14 protein-coding genes and 9 pseudogenes are annotated in these 26,794 nt (G+C 68.4%); 9 read left to right on the top strand and 14 right to left on the bottom strand.

Going from position 1 to position 26,794, the window contains the following annotated elements; genetic code table 11:
- Positions 1-258: 258 nt before the first annotated feature.
- Positions 259-820: pseudogene (locus tag OHA58_RS01315) on the bottom strand (fibronectin type III-like domain-contianing protein); the annotation flags it as partial.
- Positions 802-1,203 (bottom strand): annotated as a pseudogene (locus OHA58_RS01310) (extracellular solute-binding protein); the annotation flags it as partial. The pseudogenes OHA58_RS01315 and OHA58_RS01310, both read right to left, overlap by 19 nt.
- Before the next feature lie 130 nt (positions 1,204-1,333).
- Between OHA58_RS01310 and OHA58_RS01305 the strand changes: the two are divergent.
- Complete coding sequence (locus OHA58_RS01305) at positions 1,334-2,362, top strand: LacI family DNA-binding transcriptional regulator (RefSeq protein WP_405475414.1); 1,029 nt, start codon at positions 1,334-1,336, stop codon at positions 2,360-2,362.
- 231 nt (positions 2,363-2,593) lie between these two features.
- Here the strand turns inward: OHA58_RS01305 and OHA58_RS01300 are convergent.
- Positions 2,594-3,105, bottom strand: a pseudogene (locus OHA58_RS01300) (ABC transporter substrate-binding protein); the annotation flags it as partial.
- On the opposite strand from OHA58_RS01300, the pseudogene OHA58_RS01295 reads away from it, so the two are divergent.
- Positions 3,094-3,709, top strand: a pseudogene (locus OHA58_RS01295) (sensor histidine kinase); the annotation flags it as partial. The pseudogenes OHA58_RS01300 and OHA58_RS01295 overlap by 12 nt on opposite strands.
- Here OHA58_RS01295 and OHA58_RS01290 read toward each other — a convergent pair.
- The 5 genes from OHA58_RS01290 to OHA58_RS01270 form a co-directional block, all read right to left on the bottom strand.
- Entirely contained in the window at positions 3,710-5,443 is a 1,734-nt protein-coding gene (locus tag OHA58_RS01290) for an amylo-alpha-1,6-glucosidase (RefSeq protein ID WP_405475412.1), read from the bottom strand.
- Positions 5,444-5,507: 64 nt separating this feature from the next.
- Positions 5,508-6,269, bottom strand: coding sequence for a carbohydrate ABC transporter permease (locus tag OHA58_RS01285; RefSeq protein WP_405484667.1), 762 nt, complete (start codon positions 6,267-6,269; stop codon positions 5,508-5,510).
- Between the two features lie 68 nt (positions 6,270-6,337).
- Complete coding sequence (locus OHA58_RS01280; RefSeq protein ID WP_405475410.1) at positions 6,338-7,321, bottom strand: carbohydrate ABC transporter permease; 984 nt, start codon at positions 7,319-7,321, stop codon at positions 6,338-6,340.
- 10 nt (positions 7,322-7,331) lie between these two features.
- Complete coding sequence (locus OHA58_RS01275; RefSeq protein WP_405475407.1) at positions 7,332-8,579, bottom strand: extracellular solute-binding protein; 1,248 nt, start codon at positions 8,577-8,579, stop codon at positions 7,332-7,334.
- A 77-nt stretch (positions 8,580-8,656) separates the two neighbouring features.
- Positions 8,657-9,670 carry a LacI family DNA-binding transcriptional regulator gene (locus tag OHA58_RS01270; RefSeq protein WP_405475404.1) on the bottom strand — a complete coding sequence of 338 codons (1,014 nt, stop codon included), beginning with the start codon at positions 9,668-9,670 and terminating at the stop codon, positions 8,657-8,659.
- 313 nt (positions 9,671-9,983) lie between these two features.
- On the opposite strand from OHA58_RS01270, the gene OHA58_RS01265 reads away from it, so the two are divergent.
- Positions 9,984-13,625, top strand: a complete 3,642-nt coding sequence (locus tag OHA58_RS01265; protein WP_405475402.1) for a LamG-like jellyroll fold domain-containing protein — start codon at positions 9,984-9,986, stop codon at positions 13,623-13,625.
- Positions 13,626-13,881: 256 nt separating this feature from the next.
- Here the strand turns inward: OHA58_RS01265 and OHA58_RS01260 are convergent, their stop codons facing one another.
- Complete coding sequence (locus tag OHA58_RS01260; protein WP_405475400.1) at positions 13,882-14,160, bottom strand: SMI1/KNR4 family protein; 279 nt, start codon at positions 14,158-14,160, stop codon at positions 13,882-13,884.
- A gap of 48 nt (positions 14,161-14,208) precedes the next feature.
- Here OHA58_RS01260 and OHA58_RS01255 point away from each other — a divergent pair.
- Positions 14,209-14,379, top strand: a pseudogene (locus tag OHA58_RS01255) (OsmC family peroxiredoxin); the annotation flags it as partial.
- A gap of 184 nt (positions 14,380-14,563) precedes the next feature.
- Here OHA58_RS01255 and OHA58_RS01250 read toward each other — a convergent pair.
- The gene (locus OHA58_RS01250; protein ID WP_405475397.1) at positions 14,564-16,030 is read right to left on the bottom strand and encodes a non-reducing end alpha-L-arabinofuranosidase family hydrolase; all 1,467 of its coding nucleotides are present in this window, start codon (positions 16,028-16,030) and stop codon (positions 14,564-14,566) included.
- A 683-nt stretch (positions 16,031-16,713) separates the two neighbouring features.
- Here OHA58_RS01250 and OHA58_RS01245 point away from each other — a divergent pair.
- The gene (locus OHA58_RS01245; RefSeq protein ID WP_405475395.1) at positions 16,714-18,144 is read left to right on the top strand and encodes an endo-1,4-beta-xylanase; all 1,431 of its coding nucleotides are present in this window, start codon (positions 16,714-16,716) and stop codon (positions 18,142-18,144) included.
- Between the two features lie 127 nt (positions 18,145-18,271).
- Here OHA58_RS01245 and OHA58_RS01240 read toward each other — a convergent pair.
- Positions 18,272-18,430, bottom strand: a pseudogene (locus OHA58_RS01240) (endonuclease); the annotation flags it as partial.
- Positions 18,431-18,821: 391 nt separating this feature from the next.
- Between OHA58_RS01240 and OHA58_RS01235 the strand changes: the two are divergent.
- On the top strand, positions 18,822-19,406 hold the full coding sequence (locus OHA58_RS01235; RefSeq protein WP_405475392.1) for a GNAT family N-acetyltransferase: 585 nt from the start codon (positions 18,822-18,824) through the stop codon (positions 19,404-19,406).
- Here OHA58_RS01235 and OHA58_RS01230 read toward each other — a convergent pair.
- Both OHA58_RS01230 and OHA58_RS01225 read right to left on the bottom strand, forming a co-directional pair.
- Positions 19,403-19,801: a hypothetical protein gene (locus OHA58_RS01230; RefSeq protein WP_405475389.1), complete on the bottom strand. Its 399-nt coding sequence runs from the start codon at positions 19,799-19,801 to the stop codon at positions 19,403-19,405. The genes OHA58_RS01235 and OHA58_RS01230 overlap by 4 nt on opposite strands.
- A pseudogene (locus tag OHA58_RS01225) lies at positions 19,798-20,651 on the bottom strand (IS5 family transposase). The gene OHA58_RS01230 and the pseudogene OHA58_RS01225 overlap by 4 nt, the downstream one beginning before the upstream one ends.
- A 264-nt stretch (positions 20,652-20,915) precedes the next feature.
- On the opposite strand from OHA58_RS01225, the pseudogene OHA58_RS01220 reads away from it, so the two are divergent.
- A pseudogene (locus OHA58_RS01220) lies at positions 20,916-22,149 on the top strand (ricin-type beta-trefoil lectin domain protein); the annotation flags it as partial.
- 97 nt (positions 22,150-22,246) lie between these two features.
- On the opposite strand, the gene OHA58_RS01215 reads toward OHA58_RS01220, so the two are convergent.
- Positions 22,247-22,957: a polysaccharide deacetylase family protein gene (locus OHA58_RS01215; protein ID WP_405475387.1), complete on the bottom strand. Its 711-nt coding sequence runs from the start codon at positions 22,955-22,957 to the stop codon at positions 22,247-22,249.
- Between the two features lie 558 nt (positions 22,958-23,515).
- Between OHA58_RS01215 and OHA58_RS01210 the strand changes: the two genes are divergently transcribed.
- Together OHA58_RS01210 and OHA58_RS01205 are read left to right on the top strand one after the other, a co-directional pair.
- Positions 23,516-25,672 (top strand): glycoside hydrolase family 9 protein, encoded by a 2,157-nt coding sequence (locus OHA58_RS01210; protein WP_405475384.1) that lies wholly within the window; start codon positions 23,516-23,518, stop codon positions 25,670-25,672.
- 153 nt (positions 25,673-25,825) lie between these two features.
- Positions 25,826-26,520: pseudogene (locus tag OHA58_RS01205) on the top strand (FadR/GntR family transcriptional regulator).
- Positions 26,521-26,794 lie beyond the last annotated feature (274 nt).

Here is a 26,794-nt window from a genome sequence, read left to right as displayed (position 1 = left end):
GGTGATGGCCGAGCACAAGAGAGCACAGGGCCATCTGTTGCCGGGATCGGTGCGGCACATGCTGGCGTTGAGGTTCGGTCGAGTCAATAGTTTCGGAACTTGACGCGAAAGATTTTGCTGTCTTGGGTGAGTGGAAAAGCGCCGCGACCTTTGGAAGTATCTGCCTGACCCAGGTTCTCGCGCCATCAGTTGTTAGCTGTAAGGGAGTTGGGGCTTCCAGGTGAACCGGGGCGGCTGAAAAGTTTCGATCTGTCGGATCTATGGTTCGACAGTGAACGCGAAGTGCGCGTGCAGGCGGCGCCGGTGATCGACCTCCCGGACGGGCCCGGTGAGAGCGAACCGTGCCGTCAGGCGCGGCTCGGTGCTCGACGCGCTGAGCCGCAACTCCAGTTCGCCGGGTTCGACGAGGCGCAGCCCCTCGCGCCCGGTGAACGAAGCGAGGTCGGCGGGCACGCGCACCCGGACCCGTACGGCTTCGTCCGGCGCCAGTTCCGGCAGGCGTACGTAGCCGATGAGCCGCTGCACCGGCTGCACCACGGACGCGACCGGGTCGTGCAGATACAGCTGTACGACCTCGGCCCCGGGCAGTGTGCCGGTGTTGCGGACGGTGCACTCGAGCTCGAACTCGCCGTCGGTGGCGCTGAGTTCGTTTCCGTTCCGCAGGTCGCTCCAGTCGAACGTGGTGTAGGTCAGACCGTGGCCGAAGCCGAAGCCGAAGCCGAAGCCGAAGCCGAAGCCGAAGCCGAATGCCGGGGCCGAATGCCGGGGCCGGGTCCAGGTTCGAGACCTCGGTGGCCTGGCCGAGGCGAGGCGCGAGATATTCAGGGCGGGATCGTCGGCGATGAAGTGGTCCAGCGGTATCAGCAGGTCCGCGTCGACGAACGGCTTGATGCTGCCACCGCCCCAGTTGAAGAACGCGTCGGGCGCCTGCTTGCTGTTTTGGTCATCGTCTGCAGCTTCGCCTGGTAGTCCGCGCCGGGGATGGTGTCCAGGACCGCCTTCAACTTCGACTGCTTGTTGAAGGTGGCGATCAGCTGCTTCTCGACCTTGTTCGCCGCGTCCCCGTAGACCAGGACGTGGATCTTCCCGTCGTTGCAGCCTGCCGCGGACGAGCCGCCAAACCGCACCCGGACAGGGACAGCACAGGGCCAGGGCAGCACCGCCCGCTGCGACCGATCTCGGCAACCGTGCGCGTAGAGTCATCGCTCTCGAAACTGTTTCGGTATTATTGTCGAAAGTTCACGAGTCTAGCTAGGTCGCGCCCGGTGGGCGGTCAAGCCCGATTCGTCGAGTTATCAAAGCGTTACGACGCCGAGGGGTCTGACCGTGCCTTATGCTCCAAGGCATGCGTGATGACGAGGACTTGGGCCGCATCACCCTCGCCGAGGTGGCCCAAAAGGCAGGCGTCTCCATTTCGACAGTTTCGAAGGTGCTCAACGGGCGGCAGGATGTGGCCGCCCCGACCCGGGTCAAGGTGGAGCGCCTTCTGGAGACGCACTCCTACCGGCGCACGACGCGGGCCGCCCGCGAGGCGCCCCTCATCGAGTTGGTCTTCCACGAGCTGGACAGCATCTGGGCGATGGAGCTGATCCGTGGCGTGGAGAACGTCGCCAAGGCGCACCGGGCAAGCGTCGTGCTGACCGAGAGCGGCACCCGCCACGCACCCGCCCCCGACTGGATCGAAGGCGTCATGCAGCGCAGGCCGCGCGGCGTGGTGCTCGTCTTCTCTGCGCTGCCCGCCGAGGTCAAGCAGCGGCTGCAGTCGCGCTCCATCCCGTTCGTCATCGTCGACCCGGCCGGCGACCCCGACCCGGACGTACCCTCGGTCGGCTCGGCGAACTGGACCGGGGGGCGGGTCGCCACCCGGCACCTGGTGGAACTCGGCCATCGCCGCATCGGGATCATCACGGGGCCAGACGACATGCTCTGCTCCCACGCCCGCCTCGACGGCTACCGCTCCGCGCTCGGCATGGCGGGCATCGAAGCCGACCCCGCCCTCGTCCGCTACGGCGACTTCCATGTCGAGGGCGGCTTCGAGCGCGCCCTCGAACTCCTCGATCTGCCCGAGCCGCCCACCGCGATCTTCGCGGGCAGCGACCTGCAGGCACTCGGCGTCCTGGAGGCGGCCCGAGTCCGCGGTCTCCGGGTGCCGCAGGACCTGTCGGTGGTCGGCTACGACGACGTGCCGGTGGCTCGCTGGTCGAGCCCGGCCCTGACGACGGTGCACCAGCCATTGCGGGAGATGGCCGAGGAAGCGGTGCAGATGATCATGCGGTTGCGTGACCAGGAACCGGTGACCACGCGTCTCGAACTGGCGACGAGCCTCGTCGTCCGCAAGAGCACGGCGGCACCTGCTTCTTGAGGGGCGCCGCCGTGCGGCACCGCTCACGGTTGACCTTGGCGACATCGTTTTGGGCTCGCCGCGCCTGACGCACGGCAGCGGTGCCGTCCACGCCACGGTGGAGCGAGGGTGGTCCCGAAGCGCCCGGTGCTTGTCCTGATCTCGTTGGCCGGTCTCCAGGACGCGCCGCGCGATGGTGATCCTCTACTCCGCGCTCCAGGCGGTGCCCCGCGAACTCTTCGAGGCCGCTGCCAGCTCGGTGTACATCGCTGTCCAGTTCGGACCGAAGACCCAGTCCGTGGTCACGGTGCCGAGGCTGTCCGTCACGACCTTCTTGGCGGGCTCGTAGTTCTTGCCGAGCAGCTTCTCGGAGATCGACTTGCCTACGTACGCGTTGCTGTCGGCGAGGGCGGGCATCACTCCGTTGCCCGTTTCCGGGCTCGCCATCGTCTCGACCGCGCCGGTGTCCGTGGACATCCACAGGGCCACCTCGGCCGCCTGCTCCTGGTGCGCGCACTCCTTCGTCACCAGCGTGACGCCGCCGCTCTGGTTCGTCCCGGCCGGCGTCTTCGCCGCATCTCCAATCGACCTTCCAGGAGTCGCCGTCGATGGCGTACCAGTGGGGCGCCCGCCTGCATGGCGAGCACCTCGAGCGTGCTCGGGTCCTCGTCGGCGTAGTTGGTGACGTAGACGCCGTGCTTCTTCAGCTTCTCGCCGGCGGCTATGAAGTCGTCCCACGTGGCGGGCGCCTTCAGGCCGTACTTGGCGACGAACGCGCCCAATTGGCCTGGGAGATGCACGACGTCGTCTCCCACCAGGTCAGCCTCATCGCCGTGCAGGCCGGAGCACTCCAGGTCGCCGCCAAGGAACCCGATGCCCGCGACGCGGCCCGCACGATCCGCTCCCTGAGCGTGAACACCCTCGACGAACTCCGCCACATGGTCACGCTGCTGCGCGCCTCCGGCGGCAAGGAAACCGAGCTCACCCCCCAGCCCACCCTCGCCGATCTCCAGCAGCTGATCGCCAACAGCGGCATCGAAGGAGACCCTGACCGAAGAGCTCCCGACCGACATCGGCACGACCGCCCAACGCATCGTCTACCGCACGATCCAGGAAGCCCTCACCAACGTACGCAAGCACGCCCCCGGAGCCCGCGCCCAGGTACACCTGTGGCACGACGCCCACCACTTCACCGTCACCGTCACCAACACGGCGCCCACCCGCCCGGCCGTAGCCCCGCCCAGCTCCCGCCAGGGCCTGATCGGCCTGCGCGAGCGCGCCGAGCTGCTCCACGGCACCTTCACCGCCGCGCCCACACCGGAGGGCGGATACAAGGTCGCACTGCGGGCTCCGTCCCGGCCCGACTGATCAGTGGGATTCCCTGTGTACGTGTGCTGCGGCGAGCAGGAGATAGGCGGCGGCGGTCCAGGTGTACGCGCGGTCGCGCAGCCCGGTCCCGGTGAGGGCGTCAAAGTTCTCCGCGAAGCCGTGGGTCTCGCACAGGGTGCGGAAGCGGGCGCTGATGTCGTCCGCGAGCCGGAGGTGCCCGGCGCGGCGCAGCCCGTCCTCGACGAGGACCGTGGCGGGGGCCCAGATGGGCCCGCGCCAGTAGCCGTCGGACAGGTAGTGCGGCGAGGAGGGGCGTTCGGTGGCCAGGCCGTGCGGGGTGAGATGGGCCTCGATGCGGGCGGCCAGTACGTTGCTGATCCGGGCCGGGAGGTGTTCGCCGACCACGATGGGCATCAGGTCGAGGAGGCCGGCGCTGGACCAGGTCTCGCCGCTGTCGACGCCCTGGGTGACGAAGCGGTCTTCGCGCCACAGCTGGTCGAGCATCGCCGTCTGGATCTCCTCGGCGGCGCTCGCCCAGCGCTCGGCGCCGTCCGGACGGCCCAAGTCCTGGGCGAGGGAGGCCAGTTCACGCATCTGCAGGGCGAGGAAAGCGGCCAGGTCGGCGGTGACGACGACGCGTTCCGGGTCGAAGGCGGTGGCGTTGTCCCAGCCGCTGTCGTTGCCGTGCTGGTAGTGGGGGAGTGCGGCGCCGGGTGCGCGGCGGGCAGTGAGCCAGAAGTTCGTCCAGCGCTCCAACCGATCGTACGTAGCGGCCAGTTCGTCCTGCCCGAGCGGCATGGTCAGGCGGCGTCGAAGGTGCCCGAGCGTCCACCCGTGAATGGGCGGCTTGACGAAGTTGCGCAGGACTTCGGAGTGCGTGACCGAGTCGGGCAGCGCCCCCGTCTCGTCCTGGTGGTCGAAGGGCAGGTGGTACTGGTCCCAGGCCAGTTCGGGGCAACCGGGCGCCAGGGCAAGGGCGTTGAAGCAGTGGTCCCAGCTCCAGACCTTGTCCATCCAGTGCTTGGACATCAGCACGGCGGGCCGGGTGACCAGAGAGGCGGGGCGTACGGTCGCGGACCACAGGACGTAGGCGGCGAGTTCGGCCGCGGGCGTGGCGGCCGAGCGCCAGGGAGCCACCGTGTCGGCGAAGTCGGTGAAGGCGTTCTGCGCCGCCTCGACGATCTTGGCGAAGGCGGCCGACGCCACGTACCGAGGGCGGGCCGTGTCGATCTCCTCGACCGCGATCTCCCAGGGCGCGTCCCCCTCGGGGTCGATGGTCAGTCCGCGCTCGGCGGCGCCCAGGCTCTGGCTGCCGAAGGCGGAGGCCGTGCCGGACAGCACGGTGACGCGGTAGCGGCGCCCGGTCTCGTACGACGTGAAGACGTGCGCGTCGACGGCGGCGTCGTGGAAGAAGTAGGTGCCACTGAACGGGGTCAACGTCTCTGCTGCCGCGTCGAGTTGCAGGCCCAGCCCCTCGCCGCGCAGCCGCACGGTGTCCGGCGACTGGTAGGCGAGGTCGACGCGTCCTGCGGCGCCGAGCCAGCTCAGCAGGCCCGGGGTCGCCTCCACGCGGGTCTCCGCCCGGTCGCCCGTCGCGGGGTCGAGAGGCATCAGGCGCAGGACGGCGTGCATGCCGTTCTGGTGCGAGACGAGGTGGAGGTCGTCGGCGTGGGTCTTCTCCGCCACCACGGGGGAGAGGTCGAACCAGGACCCGTACGTGCTGAACGGGATGTCGTGGACGGAGAAGGCCGGGCCGGGACGGGCGGCGGTCATGTGGTGTCACTCGTTTCTCGGGCAGGGGTGACCACGGCGACGAGGGGCCATGGCGAAGGGGAGATCAGTCCTTGACCGCGCCGGCGGTGACACCGGCGGCGACGTAGCGCTGGGCGAGGACGAGGATGACGGCCGCGGGCAGCGAGGCCAGGACGGCGGTGGCCATGATGCCGTTCCACTGCTGGTTGTTGTTGCCGATGTAGTGGTAGATGCCGAGTGTGATCGGCTCGTGGGCGCCGCCGTTCGCAAGGGTGCTGGCGAACACGAAGTCGGACCAGGACCACAGGAACGCGAAGAGCGACACGGTGACCACGGCGTTGCGGCTCATCGGCATGACGATCGACCAGAACGTGCGCAGCGGCCCCGCGCCGTCGGTCCGCGCGGCCTGGAGGAGTTCGCCGGGGATGCCGGACATGAACGCGGTGAAGATGAGCACCGCGAACGGGATGGCCAGGGTGGAGTCGGCGACGATCAGCCCCGGCACGGTCCTGAGCAGCCCGAGCTGGAGGTAGATGGCGTAGAAGCCCATCGCCATGATGATGCCGGGGATCATCTGGGCGGCCAGCAGCACGAAGCTCAGGACGCGGCCGCCGCGCGGGCGCAGCTTGGCCAGCGCGTACCCGGCGGGCGCGGCCAGCGCCACGGTCAGGGCGACGGTCCCCAGGCCGATGACCAAACTCGTTCCCAGGTACGGCAGTTGCTCGTCCAGGACGGTGCGGTAGCCGGTCAGGGTGCCGTGCAGCGGGAGCAGGTCGGGCGGGCTCTTGCGCATGTCCGTGTCCCGGGTGAGGGACACGTTCAGCATCCAGTAGACGGGGAAGAGCATGACGGCGGTCAGGACGACGCCGATCGTGGTCTTGAACCAAGTGGCCTTTGTACGCACATGAGTTCGGCTCACGACAACGCCTCCTGTCGCCGCTGGACCCGGATGTAGACCAGGCCGAAGACCAGGGCCGCGACCACGAGCAGGTTGCCGACGGCGGCTCCCGGCCCGAAGGCGGGCAGCATGTTGCCGAAGCCGAGTTGGTAGGACCAGGTGGCGAAGGTGGTGGACGCGTCCGCCGGGCCGCCCTTGGTCATGATCCAGATGATGTCGAGGACCTTGAGCGTGTAGATCAGGCCCAGCAGTAGCGTGATCGCGGACACCGGGCGAAGAAGCGGGAAGGTGATGCGCCAGAACCGCTGCCAGGCGTTCGCCCCGTCGAGCGCGGCGGCCTCGTACAGGCCGGAAGGGATGGACTGCAGGCCGCTGTAGAGCACGACCAGGTTGAACGGGACACCGATCCAGATGTTCGCGATGATCACCGAAGTCAGCGACCAGGACGGCGACGTGAGCCAGTTGACCGGGTCGACACCGACGGCGTGCAGGGCGGCGTTCACGATCCCCGAGTCGCTGTTGAGCATCCACGACCACGTCGACGCCGACACGATCAGCGGCAGCAGCCACGGTACGAGGAACAGGGCCCGCAGGGTCGCGGCGAGCCGGAAGTGCTGGTTGAAGAAGACCGCGAGGGCCAGCCCGATCGCGTACTGGAAGGCCAGGCACACGAAGGTGAAGACGGCGGTGTGGAGCAGGGCCGGGGCGAAGGCCGGGTCGTCGAGGACGGTGCGGTAGTTCTTCAGGCCCGTGAACGGTGCGTCGCCCTGGACGAAGGAGCGGACGGTGTAGTTGCGCAGGCTCAGGTCGAGGTTGCGGTAGAGCGGATACGCGTAGAAGAGGACGAGGTAGACGGTCACCGGGGCGAGGAACGCCCAGGCGGCCCACTGGGTGGAGGCGGGCCGTCGTCGCTTCTCGGCTCGGGGCGGGGGAGTGGGGGCCGGCTCGGCGGGAACGGGCGTGGGCCGGGGGAGGTCCGGCGGATGTGTGGTCTGCTTCATCGGCGTCATGTCACTTGACCGCGCCCTGCGCCGAACTCAGCGCGTCCTTCGGCGACTTGGACCCGCTGAGAGCGGACTGCACGGCCTTCCACAACTGCTCGGAGATCTTGGGGTACTTGGTGCCCAGGTCGTCACTGGTGCGGCCCTTGGCCGCCTTGACCGCGGCGACCCACGGCTTCAACTCGGGGTTGTCAGCGACCTGTTTGTCCTGGACCTCGCTCGTCGGCGCCACGTAGGACAGGGTGGTGTCGGTGGCGTAGATGTTGGTGGTGCTGGTCAGGCAGGCCGCCAGCTTCTTCGAGGTGGCGTAGCGGCCGGTGTCCTGCTGGACGGGGATCGTCACGAACTCGCCGCCGGTCGGGGCCGCGGCGGCGCCGCCCGTGGCGCCGGGGATGGGCAGCACGCCGTAGTCGAGACCGGCCTTCTTGGCGTTCGCGAGCTGCCAGGTGCCGTTCTCGCTGAAGGCGTAGTCGCCGCTCGCGAACTCCTGCCAGCTGGTGGTCTGCGTGTTGTTCAGTACGGAGTTCGGGGCGTAGCCGTCCTTCAGCCAGTCCTTCCACAAGGAGAGCGCCGACTCGGCCTGGGAGGAGTCGAGTTGGGTCAGCTTCGCGCCCGCGCCCCAGAACCACGGCAGGAACTGGAAGCTGCCCTCCTCCGTGCCGATCGCCGAGAATGTGATGCCCTTCTTGCCCGCCTTCTTTACCTTCGCGAGGGCGGCCGTCAGTGACGGCCAGTCCTTGACCGAGGCGATGTCCACTCCGGCCTGCTGAAGGACCTTCTTGTTGTAGTAGAGGGCAAGGGTGTTGGCGCCGATCGGTGTGCCGTACGTCTTGCCGCCCGACTGCCCGGCGGCAAGCAGGTTGGCGTCGACCATCGAGGTGTCCAGCTTGGTGTCGGCGGTCGAGGTGAGGACGCCCCCGTCGGCGAGGGTGGAGACCACCGGGTTGTCGACGACGAGGACGTCCGGCGCGTTGCCCTGCTGCGCGGCCAGCAGCGTCTTGTTGGCCAGGTCGCTGGTGTCGAACCCGGTCCGCTTGACCTTCACACCGGCCTTGGCGCCGCACTGGTCGAGGAGCTTCACCCAGGCCGAGCTCTTGGCGAACTGCGGATAGGGATCCCAGACGGTGTACGTGCCGCTGTCGGCGTCCTTGGAACCGGCGCTGCCCGAACCGGAGGAACAGGCGGTCGCGCCGGCCGTAACGGCCAGGGCGGTCAGGGCCGCGACGACCAGGCGGCGTTGTCCGGAGGAGCTGTTCATGGCAGGGGTCCTTTGGTTTTGGGCATGCGGGTGCCGTGAGCACGGCGAAACGGGGCCGGGCGGAGGGGACGGGTAGGTCAGTCGGAGGTGGCGGGCCCGGTGCTGGCCCGCAGCGAGATCGGCGGCGTGAGCAGATGGTGCCGGGCCGGTGCGTCGGGCTGGTCGAGCCGCTCCATCAACAGATCGACGGCGAGCCGGCCCATCTCGGGGGCCGGTACGTCGGCGGCGGTGAGCTGCGGTGTCACGGTCTCCGCCCAGCGGCTGGCGACGACGCCGGTGACGGAGAAGTCGCGGGGCACGTGGCGGCCCGCCCGGGCGAGCCCGCGGTACAGGCCGCCCAGCGCCGCCTCGTTCAGTGTGACCAGGGCCGTGGTCGCCGGGTCGTCGTGCAGGATGCGCTCGACGCAGCTCTGCCCCGACGCGGCGTCGTCCCCGCAGCAGTACGCGCGGACCGTGAGCCCGCGCTCCGCGGCGGCCTTGGTGAAGCCCTCCAGGCCGTGGTACGCCGACTCGTATCCCGAACGCAGCAGCTGCTCGGGCCTGTTGACGAAGGCGATGCGGCGGTGGCCGAGGTCCGCGAGGTGGTGCACGCACGCCTCCGCGAGCGCCGTGTGATCCAGGCCCACCCACCAGCCGTCGTCGTTGTGCGCGGTCCGGCCGATGGCGACCGCCGGGAAACCCACCGAGGCCAGGTGGTCCACCCGGTCGTCCTCGAGCCGGATCTCCATCAGGATCGCGCCGTCGACCCGCCGCTCCCCGAGCAGCCGCTGGAAGGAACGGTCGCTGTCCGCGCCGCTCGGGGACAGCAGCACGTCGTAGTCGCAGGCCGCGGCGGCCTCCACCACGCTGCCGATGAAGTCCAGCTGCATGCCGGTGTAGTGGTTCCCGGCGGGCGGGAAGACGAGACCGATCGTGCTGGTACGCCCGTTGGCGAGAGCCCGCGCACTGGCGCTCGGCCGGTAGCCGAGCTCGTCGACGACACGCTGGATCTTGCGGCGCGTCTCCTCCGACACCGGGCGCTTGCCGCTCAGCGCGTACGACACGGTGCTGCGCGAGACACCGGCCAGCCGGGCTATCTCACCGATGTTCACGGCAACTCCTCACGGGACGAGCGGACACCGGCCACTCGTCGAACCGGTTCGCGTGGAGTGAACGTAGGAAGGGACCGTACGCCTGTCAAGACCTCCTGCATGACTTACCAACTCGCCTGAAATGGCGGAAAGTTCGTTCTGCGCGAGGGATTGAATGCGTCTTCGCCCGGTGCTAGCTTGCCGAACCGGTTCGATGAATTGATCCTTCCGGCGCCCGTACAGGCCCGTGTACTGGCTTGTGCGCCGCGACAAGTCCCCGCACCAGGGCAGTTCCCCCACGTCACCCGCACCGGTCGAAGACGAGGACTCATCCATGTCATCCGCTGACAGACCATCCCGGCGCCGGGCCCCGGCCGCCGTCACCTTGGCCCTCGGCGCGGGCCTGCTGGCCGCCCCGGCCGCCCCCGCGCAGGCCGCCGACCCGCCCGGGCCGGCCGTCCACTACACCTTCGACCAGGACGACCTCGCCTCCGGAAAGATCACCGACGCGTCCGGCAACGGCCGCACGGCGACCCTGGTCAACGGCTCCACCGCCCAGTCCGTCACCGGCGCCGACGGCGGCAAGGCCCTCGCCCTGCCCGGCGGCGCGTCCACGTCCGACGGCGCATACGTCCGTCTGCCCCGCGAAGTCCTCGCCGACAGCGCTGACTTGACGGTCTCGGCGCGCGTGAAGTGGAGCGGCGACAAGGCTCCCTGGCAGCGCGTCTTCGACCTGGGCACCGACACGTCGAAGTACCTGTTCACGACCCCGTACAACGGCGACGGGCTGCTCCGCACCTCGGTGACCACCGGCGGAGGCGGCGCGGAGGCGCAGGTGTCCGGGTACGCCCCGCTCCCCGCCGACGCGTGGCGGACGATCACCGTCACCCTCGACACCGCGGCCCAGCGGGTCACCACGTACCTCGACGGCGTGCCGGTCTCCTCCGCCAAGTCCACCGTCAACGCAAAGGATCTGCTGGGGAGTTCGGCCACGACGGCCGGTTACCTCGGCAAGTCCTTCTACGCGGACCCCCTCTTCAAGGGCGCGATCGACGACTTCACCGTGTGGCATGCGGCGCTCAGTCCCGAGCAGGTGGCGGACACCGTCGGCGGACAGCTGCCGACCCTCACGGAGTTGTCGAAGACGACCTTCGACGTGCGTACGACGACGGGTACGGCCCCGTCGCTGCCGGCGGCCGTCCGCTCGACCTACTCCGACGGCTACGACCGCGACGCACCCGTCACCTGGGACGCCGTGCCCTCCGACAAGTACGCGCGACCAGGCACCTTCACGGTCGCCGGCACCGCGGCCGGACGCGCGGTGAAGGCAACGGTCACCGTGGTCCGCGAGGGCGCACTCACCGTCGACCTCGGCTCCAACACGGGCGCGTTCCACGGCGGTGCCTCCGGCACCCTCTACGGCGTCTACGGACCCGACGTCCCCTCGAACAACCTCATCGAGGGCATGGGCCTGCGCACCGTCTCCACCAAGGCGCAGGACGGCCCGCAACACCCGGGCGCCGACGCCCTCGACGTGGTCAAGCCGCTGGCCGACTCGACCGACGGCGACGTGTACATCTACATGACCGACATCCACCGCGGCTTCCCGTACCAGTGGCCGGGCGACACCCCCGAGGAGAAGCTGAAGCTCTACAAGGAGAAGATCGCCAAGCAGGTCGACCAGGTCCTCCAACTGCCGAAGCAGTACCAGGACAACATCGTCTTCGTGCCGTTCAACGAGCCCGAGGGCAACATGTTCGGCACCGGCGAGTGGAGCTACGACAAGGTCAGCTGGCTCAGCGACCCGGACGCGTACTTCGCCGCCTGGGACGACGCGTACAAGCTCATCAAGGGCAGGATGCCGGACGCCCGGATCGCGGGCCCCAACACCAGCGTCCTGTACTCCCAGGTGAAGGGCTTCCTCACCCACGCCCTGGCCGCCGGCACGCTCCCCGACGTGATCACCTGGCACGAGCTCAGCCACCCGGAAGCGGTGCGACAGAGCGTCGCCACATACCGCACGTGGGAGAAGGACCTGTTCAAGGGGACGGACAGGGAAGGCACCCAACTCCCCGTCAACATCAACGAATACGCTTTCAACTACCACACCTCGGTGCCCGGCCAGATGATCCAGTGGGTCTCCGCGATCGAGGAGTCCAAGGTCGACGCCGACATCGCGTACTGGAACATCGACGGCAACCTCTCCGACTCCGCCGTGCAGTCCAACCGCGGCAACGGCCAGTGGTGGCTGCTGAATGCGTACGCCTCCATGACCGGGCACACGGTGCAGGTGACGCCACCCTTCCCCGGCCAGAACTACACGATGCAGGGCGTCGCCACCCTCGACCGCGACAAGCGACAGGCCCGTCTCCTCTTCGGCGGCTCCACGGGCCAGGGCCACATCACGTTTGACAACATCCCGAAGAAGCTCTTCGGAGAGCAGGTGCACGCCTGGGTCCGTGAGATCGACTGGAGCGGACAGATCGGCGACAACACAGGCCCGAAGCTGCTCACGGAAACGGACCTGAAGGTCTCCGACGACGGCAAGGCGACCGTGGACTTCGGCGACGGTGCGCTGCCGAGGCTGAAGGAGTCGTCGGCGTACGAGATCATCCTCGGCCCGTCCACCGGAAGGGTCACCAACCCTCAGTCCCCGCCGGTGAGTTGGCAGGCGTCGTTCGAAGCGGAGGACGCCGCCCACACCGGGTCCGGGTACACGAAGAACGGCCCCGAGGGATCGACCTCCGACGTCTCGAAGTTCTACACCTCCGGCGGCTACGACGTCGGCGGCCTGCGCACCGGCTCCGACGTCACCCTCGACTTCACGGTGGACGTCCCCGAGGACGGCCGTTACGACCTGAGCGTCTTCGCCAACTCCCTCAACACCTACGACAAGGTGAAGGAACAGGGCCCCACGAACGTGTTCCTGAGCGTGGACGGCGAAGCGGCGAGCGAGCAGGAACTGAACCTGCCGCTCGGCTACAAATGGGTGGTCTGGGACCACGCCGACACCAAGGTGAAGCTCACCAAGGGCAAGCACACCCTGACGCTCGCCGCGAAGAGCCTCGACGGCAAGCGCGCCACCAAGGGCGACGCGATCGTCGACCGCCTCACCCTCGCGCTGCCCACGCCGTCGGCCACCACTCAGGTCCACGAGGGCGAACTGGCCTGGCTGGGCGGCGGGGCTCGCCCCGTCTACGACACCGGATCGGGAGCGGCCCGCATCGCCAAGAACCAGACGGCCACGTTCTGGGTCTCCTCACCGGCCGACCGCGAGGCAACCCTCAAGGTCGACACACTCGTCGGCACCGGCGCCCGACTCGCCGTCAACGGGCACGACGTCCTGAGCCTGTCCAAGAGGCACCAGAGCGTGGCTGTGTCCCTCTCCGGCGGCCTCAACAAGGTGACGCTGACGGGGACTTCGGCCCCGACCCTCCTCGATCGCCTCACCGTCACACCCACCCAGGGCACGCTCACGCCCCGTACGTACGAGGCTCAGGACGCGGCGCTCGCCGGCTCGGCCACACTGACGCCGCTCTCGCTCGCCACCGACGGCACGGCGATCACCGGCATCGGCGGCGACCCCGGCAATGGCAACACCGCGACCTTCACCGTCCCCGTCGACCGCGCGGGCCTGTACGCGCTGCGCATCCGCTACTCCAACCCCGAACAGTCCGAGGCCACCCACTACAACCCGGACCCTCTCGCCCGCCACGCCGACCTCTCCGTCAACGGCGGCGCGGCCCGGCGCGTCGGCTTCCCCCACACCTTCCACCAGAACAACTTCTGGGAACTGACCGTCCCCGTCCACCTCAAGAAGGGCGAGAACACCCTCACCTTCCGCTCCGAGGAACTCCCCGACTTCGACGGCACCACCTATGCCTCGGATACCTTCCCTGACACCCTGCTCCGCTCCCGCTACGCCCCGCTGATCGACCGGATCGCGGTTGCGCCCTACGCACGCGAGGTGTCGTGAGGTAGGCGCGCCGCGGCAGGGGAAGCGAAGCCGGGCGGGTCGACCTGGTCGCCCGCCCGGCTTCGCGTGCGTGGGCGATGCCGGGGGTGCCGTAGTACCAGGACGGCCGGGACGGTCCGGCCTGCAGAGGGCGGCGTTCGGCCAGCTCGCCCAGCGTGATCCACTGCGGCCACCAGGGACCGGTGGGGGAGGGCTGTTCCCATTCGTCGAACCAGGCGCAGATCCGTCCACTGGCACACTTCCCCGGTCTCACCGTTCAGGTAGAGGCCGTGGACGGTGTCGTCGGGGTGAAGGAGCAGAACGGTATCCAAGATGGTTTCCACAGCACCAGCGTGTCCTCGGTGTCGTCCGCGCGGTTCTCCTCCTGGAACCGCATCTGCATCTGGTAGACCTCGATCACGGCGTCGAGCGGCATCAGGGCCCAGCCGCCCAGCATGAGATCCGAACCGTCTACGCCGCTCTCACCGGCGGACAGCCGCCACAGCGCCTTCAACTCCTCCGGAACGCTCACGCCGAAGGTTTCTTCCAGAGCCACGATCTCGTCGTCGGAGGCGCCGGGCTTGAGGACCGCGTACGACGGCGGAGCGGCAATCGGATGTCGGACCTCGGGGTCACCTTCTCCGTCACGTTCCCGGACGGTCCTTCGGGCGATCGGGCCCGCGCCATCCTGCCGCGGGCGGTGAAGACCTCGCACGACCGGCTGTGCACGGTCAGCCGGACCGTCGAGGCGGGCACGCCCTGGTGGGGGACGGTGCGATCCGGCTCGATTCACCGGGCTGGATCGCGCGCGACCCGGACGCGTAGCAGGCACTCCGCCGCGTCGCGGGCGCAGTAGCAGTGCACATGTGCCCGGCGTTGTCGCGCGACCGGGGCGGGCTCGGCCTTTCGCCGAGCCCGCCCCGCCGGCTCCCAACCGGGGCCGGACCCGTGTCACGCCGTCAGCGCTGCAGTGTCAGCAGACCCGGACGGTAGGGCAGGAGGCCGTAGTCGCCGCCGGAGTTGGGGCTGCGTCCCTGGTAGAGCAATTGCAGATTGCAGGGATCGACGGTCATGGTCTGATCGGCGCTGGTGCGGAGCAGTTCGCCGTGGCTGATGTCGTTGGTCCAGGTGGCGCCGCTGTTGGCCTTGCCGGCGAAGGGGTTGCTCTCGGTCGCGGCCTGGGGTGTCCACGAGCCGTTGAGGCTGGTGGCGGTGAACGAGCGGAAGTAGCGGCCCTGGGAGCCGATCGCCTCGACCATCATGAGGTAGCGGTTCTGGCCCTGGAGCTTGTAGACCTGCGGGGCTTCGAACAGGTTGTTCGTCGTATCGCTCATGACCACTGTCGAGTTCGCGCCGAAGCTGCTCGGGAAGTTCCCGATCGGCATGCTGGCCCGGTAGATCTTGCCGTTGTCACCGGCGAAGAACAGGTACATGTTCGTCCCGTCACCGATGAGCGTCTGGTCGATGGGTCCTGTTCCGGAGCCGGTGATGCTTCCGGAGAAGAGCACCTGCGGTGATGACCAGCCGTTCGGGTTGGTGGGGTCGCTCGACGTCCGGTAGGAGAAGGCGGTCCCGCCCCACTGGTAGGTGAGCACCCAGATGTTCTTCGGCGCGAAGTAGAAGAGCGTGGGCGCGACGGTGGCGGAAGACATCGTGTTCTGGCTGGCCGAGGCCATGTCCGACCAGTTGGTGAACAGGCCGAAGTTCATCGAACCCCAACTCGTCCCCGTGTCGTGCGTCGTCGCGTAGACGAGCTGCTTGCCGTTGTACGGGACGACGGTGAAGTCCTTGAGCGAGGCCCAACCTGGCTTGGGCTGCGCCAGTGCGCCCGTGGAGGTCCAGCGGTACGTCGACGGAAGATCGCAGGCGCCGGGAGTGTCCCCGCCGACCTTGACGAGCTTCCACTGCTGGTTGGTGCCGCCCCAGTCGTCGTATTGGACGATGTTCGCGCTGTCGGCGGTGGAGGCGCCTTGTACCTCGAGGGCCTTGTTGCTGTGGCGCGAGATGAGCCTCACGTAGCCGTCCGAGCTGTCGGCCAGCCGCCACTGCTGATTCGTGGCGTTCAGGTCGGTCCACTGGACGATCGCGCCGCTGTTCGCGGTGGACCAGTTGTGGACGTCCAGCACCTTGCCCGAGTGGCGGGACTTGATGCGGTAGTAGCCGTCCCCGGAATCGACGAACTGCCACTGCTGCTGGTTCTGATCGTTCCTGGTCCACTGGGTGATGCGGGCGCCGTCGTCGGTCGCCAAGTTGTAGACATCCAGAGCCTTGCCGCTGTTGCGGTTGACCAGCACATACGAGGCGTTGGTGTCTACGGTCGCCGCGCTGGCGGGATGGGCACCGAGGAAGGTGGCCACGAGCAGGAAGGGCGCCAGGACGGCGAGTAAACGTCTCAGGCGGACCGGGGATGGATGGCGGAACCACATCAGAGGGACTCCTTGAGGGGCGAGGGCGAGATGGCCCCGATGAACCGCGGAGCGGCCACGCCGGGGGTAGGGGGACAGGGGCGATCCCGAAAACTTTCGGAAAGTTCCCGGATTCATTGACGCCACAAGCTAGGAATGAGAGGCCGTCCGGTCAAGGCCTGTCGCCGATCTGTCTACAAACGGCGCCTCCCCGTTGGGCTCGACAGGCTGTCGTGCCGACTGGAAATACCGTGCACAACACCGCGAACCGGCCTTACGGCGTCCACCGGTCGTGGCGTCAGGAGTTCGCCGCTGACTCGCTGGGATTTCGGAAAGTTTCGGGCGAGGAACGGAAACTTCTTCTGCGGGGAGTATTGACGAGCCATCGTCAATACCTCAATCATCCCTGTCTGAGACACCGGCCATAGTCCGGGATTTCGAACCATGTTGACCCTGGACGCTCTGTTCTGCACGGCAGATCCACGTCCACGCACAGCCGCGCAGCAGATCCGCGCACCACAGCACCTGCGCCACCCCGTTTCGTTCCGGTGAGGTTCGCACCCACGCATCCTGGCTCTTCGCGCAGTTGGAGAGGTACGCGACGCCGCGTGGTGGTTCCCCGGCTGAGCCGCGATGGAGTCCTTTCGTGCCGGTCGACCCCTGCACTTCAGTCCTTCCGTGATTTCTACCTTGGAGGCACAGTCATGGGCTCGTACGCCCTTTCCAAACCCGATATCCGCCGGAAGACCCGCGGGCTCCTGTTGGCGCTGGTCGTCGGCGTCTTGGTTGCGGTCGGCGCCCTGGTCGCCCCGCCGAGAGCACACGCCGCCGAGAGCGCGCTCGGTGCGGCGGCGGCGCAGAGCGGCCGCTACTTCGGCACCGCCATCGCCTCGGGCAGGCTGGGCGACTCGGCGTACACGTCGATAGCGGGCCGTGAGTTCAACATGGTGACGCCCGAGAACGAGATGAAGATCGACGCCACCGAACCGCAGCGGGGCCAGTTCAACTTCACCGCCGGTGACCGCGTCTACAACTGGGCGGTGCAGAACGGCAAGCAGGTCCGCGGTCACACCCTGGCCTGGCACTCCCAGCAGCCCGGCTGGATGCAGAGCCTCAGCGGCAGCACCCTGCGCCAGGCGATGATCGACCACATCAACGGCGTGATGGGCCACTACAAGGGCAAGATCGCCCAGTGGGACGTCGTGAACGAGGCCTTCGCCGACGGCAGTTCGGGCGCCCGGCGCGACTCCAACCTGCAGCGCACCGGCAACGACTGGATCGAGGTCGCCTTCCGCACCGCGCGCGCCGCCGACCCGGCCGCCAAGCTCTGCTACAACGACTACAACGTCGAGAACTGGACCTGGGCCAAGACCCAGGCCATGTACGCCATGGTCAAGGACTTCAAGCAGCGTGGCGTGCCGATCGACTGCGTCGGCTTCCAGTCGCACTTCAACAGCGGCAGCCCCTACAACAGCAACTTCCGCACCACCCTGCAGAACTTCGCCGCCCTTGGCGTCGACGTGGCCATCACCGAACTCGACATCCAGGGCGCCTCGTCCACGACCTACGCCAACGTGACCAACGACTGCCTGGCCGTCTCGCGCTGCCTCGGCATCACCGTCTGGGGTGTACGCGACACCGACTCCTGGCGCTCGCAGGACACGCCGCTGCTGTTCAACGGCGACGGCAGCAAGAAGCCCGCGTACACCGCCGTCCTCAACGCACTCAACGGCGGCTCCACCACGCCCCCTTCGGATTCCGGACAGATCAAGGGCGTCGGGTCGGGCCGCTGCCTGGATGTGCCCAGCAGCAGCACCACCGACGGCACCCAGCTCCAACTGTGGGACTGCAACAACGGCACCAACCAGCAGTGGACGTACTCCGCCGCCGGTGAGCTCAGGGTCTACGGCAACAAGTGCCTGGACGCCGGCGGCACCGGCAACGGCACCAAAGTCCAGATCTACAGCTGCTGGGGCGCCGACAACCAGAAATGGCGCCTCAACTCCGACGGATCCATCGTCGGCGTCCAGTCCGGCCTCTGCCTCGACGCCGTCTCGGCCGGTACTGCCAACGGCACCCTGATCCAGCTCTACACCTGCTCGAACGGCAGCAACCAGCGCTGGACCCGTACCTGATGAAGACCTACGGTGCGGCTCCCGCCCCTCCACGAAGACATCGCTGATGGTCCCGGGTCGCCGCCATGGTGGTGGCGACCCTCGGGATCGGCCTGCTCACCGCGGTCAACGCCGGCCGCCACGCGTTTCACCCGAGTGTCAGGCTCGCTTGCACCGGCAGGTGATCGCTGGGGTACTGGCCGCGCGGCTCGTACGTGTTGATGGTGGCGGAGTGCACGGTCACGCCGGCCGTGGCGAGGATCCAGTCGATGCGGTCGCCGTCCGGGACGAGCGGACGGTAGCAGTGGCAAGACCCGATGGCGAACGCCGCCCTCTACAGCTGTAACAGCGGGAGCCGGTCAGCCGGGGGGTGGCTCCTGAGTGTTGTCTTTGCTCTATAGGGAGGCCCTGGTAACGGGGTTGGTTCTTAGAGGTCGTTAAGTTCGTTTCTAGTAGTGGCCTTGTGCGGTTGGGTGAGGAAGCCTTGGCGTCCGAGGCGGCTGCGGGTGACGTTCATGTCTGGGCCGTCGGTGGGCAGGCCGAGTAGTCGTGCCGTTCGCAGACCCTGAATGTCTGGTCGGGGGTGCTCGTTGAAGGCATGCACGATCTGCTGGTAGGCGGTGCCTTGGTCGTGAGGGCCGGACCGTGATCGGATATTCGGTGTTCTGCCCGCCCCATGAGGACACAAGATGGTGCGCATGACTTTGGCCACCCCCATACTGCACACCGCTCGCCTGCGACTGCGACCCTTCACCGACGCCGACGCGGACCCCCTGTTCGCGCTGCACAGCAGCACCTACGTGATGCGCTACTGGGACTCCCCGCCGTGGACCGACCGGGCCCGCGCCGAGCGTTTCATCGCGATGTGCCGGACGATGGCGGACGAAGGCACCGGGGCGCGGGTGGCCATCGACCGTGCTTCTGACGGGGCCTTCATCGGCTGGTGCGTTCTGGCCGAATGGAACCCGGACTACCGCAGCGCGTCGTTGGGCTACTGCCTCACCGAGGCGATGTGGGGCCATGGCTACGCGACGGAGGCGGCACACGCCCTGCTGCAGTGGGCATTCGACACACTGGACCTGAATCGAATCCAGGCCGAGACCGACACGCGCAACGTGGCATCTGCCCGGGTCCTGGAGAAGATCGGATTCATGCGTGAAGGGACGTTGCGGGAAGACTGCGTCGTGAACGGCGAAGTATCCGACTCGTGGGTGTTCGGATTGATCAGGCGAGAGTGGCGGCCGTCGGCCGTGCCGATTTCAGCCCACGCAAAGCGGCGCTAAGCCCGCTTCTGGTAGAGACCGCGTCCGGGTTGAGTGAGGAAGCCTTGACGGGTGAGGCGTCCGAGGCGGCTGCGGGTGACGTTCATGGCCGGGTCGTCGGTGGGCATGCCGAGGAGCTCGTGCAGCTCACGGACCCGGAACGCCTGGTCGGGGTGGGTGTTGAAGGCGTTCACGATGACCTGGTAGGCGGTGGTCAACTCAGGCGGTTCGGATTCGGTTCCTGCCAGTGCGACTTCTGCGATGACCTTTCGGGTAGTGGCCAGATCGGCAAGCCGTCCTTCAGTTTTGGCCAGGGCGGAGGTCAAGTGCTCTATCTGGTCGTGTAGTTCACCGGCCCGGGCAGTGGCCTCGTCGTGCTGGGCCTGGAGGTCTGCCAGGAGTTCGTTGACGTTCATGCGGCCAGTCCGAGGGTGTCGCGCCAGGCCGGACTCGGGGTGGTGAGGCGGCGTGTCATGTTCGCGATGGAGGCCCAGTAGACGCGCGAGGCGGAGGTGTCTGGTCGGTGGTCGTACTCACGGGCGAGGCGCCGGTGCAGGAGCAGAGTGCCGTTCGTCTGCTCCACCACCCACCGCTTCGGCTGCGGGACGAAGCCTTTGCCCTGGTCGGCGGGGTTGCGGCGGACGATGTCGACGGTGATGTCGAGCATCGCGCCGTGGATGACGACTTCGTCCTTGAAGCCCTGGTCCACCAGGTCCTTCTCCAGGCGGTGTCCGCATCGTTCGGCGGCCTGGTCGAGCAGAGCGGTGCCGGCGGCGTTGTCGTGGGCGGACGCGGCCAGCACGACGACGCCGATAATCAGCCCCATCACATCCACGGCCAGCCCCCGCTTGCGCCCCGACACCTTCTTGTTGGCGTCCAGTCCCGTCGTGGTCTTCGGGACACCGGCTGCCGCGCGGACCGACTGGGTGTCGATGACCACGAGGGACGGGTCCTCTAATCGCCGGGCTGTCTCCCGCACCTGGCAGCGCAGGAGTTCCTGGATCCGCTGGTCAAGCCCGTCCTCGCGCCACAGCCGAAGTAGTAGAACACCGCCGACCAGGCCGGGAAGTCATGGGGAAGATAGCGCCACTGACAGCCCGTCCGGTTCTGATAGAAGATCGCGTTTACGACCTCCCGCAGGTCACAGGCTCCAGGGTCCCCGGTCGCCGACCGCGCCACCCGGTGCTGCTTCCAGGCAGTGATCATCGGCTCGATCAACGCCCACTGGGCATCCGATAAGTCGCTGAGGTACGGCTCCCTCTCCATGCCCCGCATCTCAACATGGACATGACCAAAGGATGGCCCGCATGGCGGCCAGTACCACGATCGAGCGATCACTAACCGACGAAGATGGGGCTTAACGCCCACTTAGATCGGCTTGCGTCAGGTGATGGTCCGAGTATGGGCTTGGATGCACCCGCTGTGTGAGCGGGGCGATGCCGCGCAGGAAGACGTAGTCGAACTTCAGGTGCCAGTTGGTGGGTCGGCTCGCAGGCGGCCTCGGGGGAGGGGCGGCACGCCGACGCAAGCACGCCGTCGCCGTCCACAAGTGCCGGTGCCGCCGCGGCGACTCCCGGATGCGGCCCCGACGCTGACCAGCGGGTACGCATATGATCTCGAGCAGCGGCCAGAACCGCAGCTACATCCTCTGGGTCCGGGCGAACTACGACAACAACCGCCCCTACCGGCTGGTCTTCGGATTCCACTGGGTGGGCGGCACCGCCAACGACGTCGACTCGGGCGGAACCGACGGGTACAACTGGTCCTACTACGGCCTGAGGCGGCTGGCGGACAGCGCGAACAACGGCACGATCTTCGTGGCGCCCCAGGGCATCAACAACGGCTGGGCCAATTCCGGCGGTCAGGACGTGACCTTCGTCGACGACCTGGTCCGGCAGATCGAGACGGGCCTGTGCGTCGACACGGCGCAGCTGTACGCCGGGGGCTTCAGCTACGGCGGGGCGATGACGTACGCCCTGGCCTGCTCCCGTGCGACGGTCTTCCGCGCGGTCGCGGTCTACTCCGGCGCGAACCTCAGCGGCTGCAGCGGCGGCACTCAACCCATCGCGTACATGGGGCTCCACGGCATCAGTGACAACGTCCTGCCCATCTCTTCGGGACGGGCGCTGCGCGACACGTTCGTACGGAACAACGGCTGCACCGCGCATAACCCACCCGAGCCGTCGTCCGGCAGCCGGACACACATCGTCACCGCCTACTCGGGGTGCACGTCCGGGCACCCCGTCGTATGGGCCGCGTTCGACGGCGGGCACGACCCCGGCCCCTCGACGGGGGCGGCGGCTGGCGCACCTGGACGTCGGGAGAGGTGTGGAAGTTCTTCACCCAGTTCGACTCGTCGACCCAGCCCCCGCCCACCGGCCGACAGATCGTGGGCCGGCAGTCCGGCCGCTGCGTCGACATCGACAACTCCACCACGACCAACGGCACCCAGGCACAATTGTGGGACTGCAACGGTGGCACCAACCAGCGGTGGGCCTACACCGACAGCAAGCAACTCATGGTCTACGGCAACAAGTGCCTGGACGCCTCCGGGAGGGGGGCCGCCAACGGTACCGCGGCGGTGATCTGGGACTGCAACGGGCAGACCAACCAGCAGTGGAACATCAACGCCAACGGCACGATCACAGGAGTGCAGTCGGGGCTGTGCCTTGATGCCGTCGGCGCGAACACCGCCAACGGAACGAAGATCCAACTGTGGAGCTGCTCGGGCGGAGCGAACCAGCAGTGGAGTCTGCGTAGCTGACAAGAGCTGACAAGAGCTGACAGGAGCTGCGGAGCCAGGCGCCACGCCACGGCCCTCCCGCCCGGTGCTCAACGCACCGAGTGGGAGAGCCGTGGTGTCAACCGGTCGGCGCCACCGCACGTCCGGTCTGCGGGGAGATCATGCCGGCGCACAGCCCCTTGGCCGCCAGGCCCTGCGCGATGCGCGGGATCGCGGCGCGCGTGTTGGCGGCCCAGTCGTGCATGAGGATGATCTGGCCACTCGTGAGCCGTGCCGCCGCTTGCACGATGGCATCGGTACTGGCGCCGTTCCAGTCCTGCGAGTCGACATCCCAAATGATCTCGGTCAGGCCGTACTTGGCCTCGACGTTCCTCACCGTCGCGTTGGTCTCGCCGTACGGAGGGCGGAACAGCCGGGGCGTGCCACCGCCCGCGTTGGCGATGGCCTGCTGGGTCCGGGAGAGCTCGGAGTCGATCTGTGCCTGGCCGAGTTGGGTGAGGTGGGGGTGGGTGTAGCTGTGGTTGCCGACCCACATGCCGGCGGCGACCTGTGCGCGTACCAGGGACGGATTCGCGGCGGCGTACTGCCCCTCGTTGAACATCGTGGCGCGCAGCCCGTTCTGCCGGAGCGTGTCGAGCAGCGCCGGGGTGCTGCCGGACGGGCCGTCGTCGAAGGTCAGCCCGACGTAGCCGGTGCAGGCGGCGGCCTGTGCCGAGGCGCCGGTGTCGACGGCGAGGGTGCATGCGCCCAGTGTCGCGACGACGGCCAGTTTCGCTATGAGGGAGGGTGACGACCGGTGGGGTCGCGTGGTTCCTGGTCGAGTTCTCATGCGGGTGCTCCTGCGGCCTGAGGTGGGGACAGGGACGGGGCTTGTCGACGTCGACAGGTTGGTGCCGGGCTCGTGGGCTGTCAACTGTTTCGGCGTGAAGGGCGAAACTTTTGATCCACGACCTCTCTCTGCAGTGCATCAAATGCCCTGCATGCAGGCCTACTTGGTGTACGTGTCGAGAGCGATGCGGGGGAGCGGTCACTTTGAGACAGCATGGCGACGCGTTCGGTGGGAAGGATTGTCTGAAACTCTTTCGAACGCGGATTACTGCCGCGTCGACACCGGCAACTCCCGTGGCGTGCACATCAGTTGACGACTGTTGTGCGCGTCGTTACTGTCCCCCTCGGTTCTTCGATCCATCGATCAACGTTCGGGATACCGGCGATTGGGAGCGCTCCCAAACCGAGCGCCGAGCCCGGCCACGACCGCCCTCGCCTGAGCACGCCCGACATCGGCGCCGACCTCTGACCACCCGGCGTTCCAGTTCCCCCTGCCCAACGGGCCCGCTTCACCCAGCCCAACTCCCTCTGCTGACCAGCATCGACATAGGAGCCGCTCATGCCCACCGTTGCTTCGTTACCCCGCCCCAGACGCCTCGCAGCCACCCTGCTGACGAGTTCCCTCCTCGTCGGCGGCCTCCTCGCCACGCCCACCGCGGCCGCCGCCGTCTCCGATGCGGCGGCGACCACGGCCGTGCGCGTCAACCAGGTCGGCTATCTGCCGGACGGCCCCAAGCGCGCCACCGTGGTCACCACGGCGACGCAGCCGCTCACCTGGCAGTTGCGCGACGCGTCAGGGACGGCGGTCGCCTCCGGTGCGACCGTCCCGCGCGGGGCGGACGCCCCCTCCGGGCAGTCCGTCCAAGTGGCCGACTTCTCCTCGTTCCAGGGGTCAGGATCGGGATACGTCCTGACGGTGGACGGCAGCAGCAGCGTGCCCTTCGACCTCCGCGCGAACCTGTACGACGGCCTGCGCTCCGACGCCATGGCGTTCTTCTACCACCAGCGCAGCGGCATACCCATCGACGCCTCCCTGGTGGGCTCCGCCTACGCGCGCCCCGCCGGACACCTCGGCGTCGCGCCCAACAAGGGCGACACCTCCGTCCCGTGCCAGGCCGGCGTGTGCGACTACACCCAGGACGTCAGGGGCGGCTGGTACGACGCGGGCGACCACGGCAAGTACGTGGTGAACGGCGGCATTTCGACCTGGCTGATGGTCAACTCCTTCGAGCGGGCCAAGCGCGCGGGCAAGGACGCGGCGCTCGGCGACTCCTCCCTGAAGGTCCCCGAGCGCGGCAACGGCGTACCCGACGTGCTGGACGAGGCGCGCTGGGAGCTCGACTTCCTGATGCGGATGCAGGTGCCCGAGGGCAAGCCGTACGCGGGCATGGCGTTCCACAAGATCCACGACGCGGCCTGGACCGGCATGCCGCTGCGCCCCGACCAGGACCCCCAGCCCCGCGAGCTGCACCGTCCCTCGACGGCGGCGACCCTCAACCTCGCGGCGGCCGCGGCGCAGTGCGCCCGGGTCTACCGCTCCTACGACGCCGCGTTCGCCGACCGCTGTCTGTCGGCCGCGCGGCGAGCCTGGACGGCGGCCCGCGCCAACCCGGCACTGTACGCGCCGGATTCGGACAGCACCGGCGGCGGCGCCTACGGCGACACCACGGTCACCGACGAGTTCTACTGGGCGGCGGCCGAGCTGTACGCCACGACCGGCGAGAGCGGCTACCGGGACGCGGTCACCGACTCCACCTGGCACACCTCCTCAACTGCCTTCTCCGCCTACGGATTCGGCTGGGCGGACACGGCCGCACTCGGCCGGCTCACCCTGGCCACCGTCCCCAACGGCCTGCCCGCAGCCGACCGGGACCGGGTCCGGGCCTCGGTGACGGCGGCCGCCGACGGCTACCTGTCCCGCATGGCCGCCCAGGGCTACGCGGTGCCCGTACCGGCGGACGGCTACTTCTGGGGCTCCAACGGCGAGGTCGCGGGCGACGCGATCGTCCTGGCCGTCGCCGGAGAGTTGACCGGAAACGAGCGCTACCGCACCGGCGCGCTGGAGACGATGGACTACCTCCTCGGCCGCAACGCCCTCGGCCAGTCCTACGTGTCCGGCTATGGCGAGACGTCCTCGCAGAACCAGCATCACCGCTTCTGGGCCCACCAGTTGGACGCCTCGTTGCCCCATCCTCCGGCGGGATCGCTGGCGGGCGGGCCCAACAGCGGCCTCCAGGACCCGGTGGCGGAGGAGAAGTTGGCCGGCTGCGCGCCCGCCGCCTGCTACATCGACGACATCGGCTCGTACTCCACCAACGAGGTGGCGGTCAACTGGAACGCCCCGCTTGCCTGGCTCGCCGCCTACGCCGCCGAGCGGACCTCCACCGGCGAACAGCCCACCGGTGCCTGCACGGTGACGTACAAGACCGACAGCGTGTGGAACACGGGCTTCACCGCGACGGTCACCGCCAAGAACACGGGCACGACCGCCGTGGACGGGTGGCAGCTGGGCTGGGCCTACGGGGCCGGGCAGCGCGTCACGAGCGCCTGGAACGCGACCGTCACCCAGAACGGCACGGCAGTCGTCGCCCGCGGCACCGACTGGAACCGGACGATCGCACCCGGCGCGACAGTGAGCTTCGGAGTCCAGGGGACGTCCAGCGGGACCAATCCCGCGCCCACGGCCTTCACTCTCAACGGGAAGGCCTGCACCTGATCAATCCACGGTCGGCCTGGCCCGCGGCGCGCAATCCTGCTCCGGGCCGGGCCGCAGCGATCTCCTCTCGCCGCAGCCACCCCAGTATCATCAGCGTCACCCCGGGCACGCCCAAGTGTCCCCGACGGCCTCCGGGGGCTGGAGGAGCGCAGGGTGTCGCTGACCGACAAGGCCATCAGCAGATCCGCGAGCTGATCCGCACCGGTGCGCTGCCACCGGGGACGAAACTGCCGCCCGAGCCCGAACTCGCCGCCCAGCTGGGCCTGTCCCGCAACCTCGCGCGCGAGGCGGTCAAGACGCTGGCTGTCGCCCGGGTCCTCGAAGTGCGGCGCGGCGACGGGACGTACGTCACCAGTCTGCAGCCGACCCTGCTGTTCGAGGGTCTGGGGGGAGCGGTGGGACTCCTGCAGAGCGATCCGGCGGCGCTCCTCGACCTGATGGAGGTCCGCCGTCTCCTGGAACCGGCGGCCACCGCACTCGCCGCCACCCGGATCTCCGACGCCTAACTGGCCGATGTGCGGGGCCACTTGGATGCCATGCGCGAGGCGCGCGAGGACGCGGAGGAGCTCAATTCCCACGACGCGGCCTTCCACCGCGCCGTGATCTCGGCTGCCGGGAACGACGCACTGCTCACGCTCCTGGAGGGCGTCTCGGGTCGCACCCTGCGCGCACGCGTCTGGCGGGGCCTCGTCGACGCGCAGGCCTCGGAGCGCACCCTCGCCGAACACGAGGCCATCTACGCCGCGTTGGCCACGCGCGACGCATCCCTCAGCCAAGCCGCCGCCCTGCTGCACATCAGCACGACCGAGCGCTGGCTGAAGGAACACGTCGACAGCGGCGAGTCGTAGTCCGCGAGTTCGCCTCATGCCGGTTTCAGTACATGACGGCAAGGCATAGTCCGGGGCTTCACGTGTTGGCGGAGGGCTGACGTCCGCAACGCCCGGGCCGTCGACAATGCCGCCAGATAACACGCAAGTTTCGGCTCACCTCTTGACAGGTGCACCGCGCTACAGCAATTTGGGAGCGCTCCCACGACTTCAAGGCTTGCACCATCTCCCCACTAGAGCCGCGGGGGAGGGAACGGCGCGCCGTGACCGGCGGGACCCCGGTCACAGGGCTTCG

Source organism: Streptomyces sp. NBC_00009, assembly GCF_045040855.1.
GTDB lineage: Bacteria > Actinomycetota > Actinomycetes > Streptomycetales > Streptomycetaceae > Streptomyces > Streptomyces aureus.
The sequence above is the reverse complement of the archived record's forward strand: the minus strand, read 5'-3'. Positions and strand labels throughout refer to the sequence as shown.